1 protein-coding gene and 1 pseudogene are annotated in these 1,639 nt (G+C 57.3%); both read left to right on the top strand.

What is annotated here, in order from left to right:
- A partial coding sequence (locus tag H6B10_RS14410; protein WP_243427408.1) for an ABC transporter ATP-binding protein occupies positions 1 to 1,392 on the top strand: 1,392 nt, incomplete at its 5' end.
- Positions 1,389 to 1,639 (top strand): annotated as a pseudogene (locus H6B10_RS14405) (ABC transporter ATP-binding protein); the annotation flags it as partial. The gene H6B10_RS14410 and the pseudogene H6B10_RS14405, both read left to right, overlap by 4 nt.

Below are 1,639 nucleotides of genomic sequence, written 5' to 3'. Positions count from 1 at the left end.
CGGCTCAAACAGATCGTGGTGGATCAGGTGGAGAGTATGGAGACGACGCTGGCCCACCTGCTGCCAGAGATGACCTCCAATCTGCTGGCGCCGGTATGCGTTCTCGTGTATCTGTTTACGCTGGACTGGCGTATGGCATTGCTGAGTCTGGTGTCCATTCCTGTGGGCATGGCTTTTATGATGGCCATCATGGGCAGCTATGGCAAGGACTATCAGGGTGCGGTGGAGACGACCCAGGCTATGAACGAGACCATTGTGGAGTACATCGGCGGCATTGAGGTCATCAAGGCCTTCAATCAGGGAAAGAACTCCTATGAGAAGTTCTCCTCCCGGGTACGGGCCAATGCTGCCTACTACTACAACTGGATGAAGAAATGCCAGTTTGGAATGGCGCTGGCCTATGCCATCGCTCCCACCACGCTTATCACGGTGCTGCCTGTGGGCTGGATCTTCTACACGGACGGCAGTTTGTCCGCAGAGGTATTTCTCACCACCATCATCCTGTCCATGAGTATTGTGGGACCTCTCATTGCCGCCATGGGCTTTGTGGATAATCTTGCCAAGGTAGGTACCATCGTGGGCTCGGTGGACGAGATCCTCCTGAAGCCGGAGCAGGATCACGGAACACAGCCGGCACAGCTGGGAAGACCGGATATCGCCTTGGATCATGTCTCCTTTGGATATGCCCAGGACAAGGAGATCCTCCACAACATCTCCCTCACCATTCCGGCCGGCAGCCTCACCGCTTTGGTTGGCCCCTCCGGTTCGGGCAAGTCCACCATCGCCAAGCTCATCGCCGGTTTCTGGGATGTGACCGAGGGCCGCATTACCCTGGGCGGCGTGGAGGAAAGCCGTATCCCGCTGGAACAACTCTACGACCAGGTGGCCTTTGTTTCTCAGGACAATTACCTCTTTGACGATACCATCCGGGAAAATATCCGCATGGGCCGGGTAAATGCCACGGATCAGGAAGTGGAACAAGTCGCCAAAGCCGCCGGATGCGACGGCTTCATCCGCCAGTTGGATCATGGCTATGACACCCGGGTGGGCGGCGGAGGCGCCCATCTCTCTGGAGGAGAGCGGCAGCGTATCGCCATCGCCCGGGCCATGCTGAAAAACGCCCCTGTGGTGATTCTGGACGAGGCCACCGCCTACATTGATCCGGAGAATGAAGCGGTGGTCCAGCGGGCAGTGGCAAAACTGTTGGAGGGTAAGACGGTCATCGTCATTGCCCACCGCCTGTCCACCATCACCGGCGCGGATCAGATCGTGGTGGTGAAGGATGGAAGCATCGAGGCGCAGGGAACACATGAAGAACTGTTGCGCCATTGCCCGTTGTACGCCGATCTGTGGCAGGCTCACATGGGTGTAAAGGAGGGAGAAACGGTATGATCGAGACATTCAGAGGTATCTGGCGGTTTGCCGGTGAGGAACAGCACAACATCCGGCGCTCGGTGATCGCTTGCTTTTTCAACGCGGTGTTCCATATGTTTGAGATTGCCGCCATTTACTACACCATCCTGGCTCTGCTGGATGGAAAAACCGGCTCTGCCACGGCGTGGCAGGCGCTGGGACTGTTGGCAGTCAGTATTCTGGGCAGCGCCGTGACCAAGTATTTCTCTCAGCTCCAGCAGACCCA

The sequence above is a fragment of the Gemmiger formicilis genome (assembly GCF_016901605.1).
GTDB lineage: Bacteria > Bacillota > Clostridia > Oscillospirales > Ruminococcaceae > Gemmiger > Gemmiger formicilis_B.
Note: the sequence above shows the minus strand (reverse complement) of the source record. Positions and strands in the feature narration are given on the sequence as shown.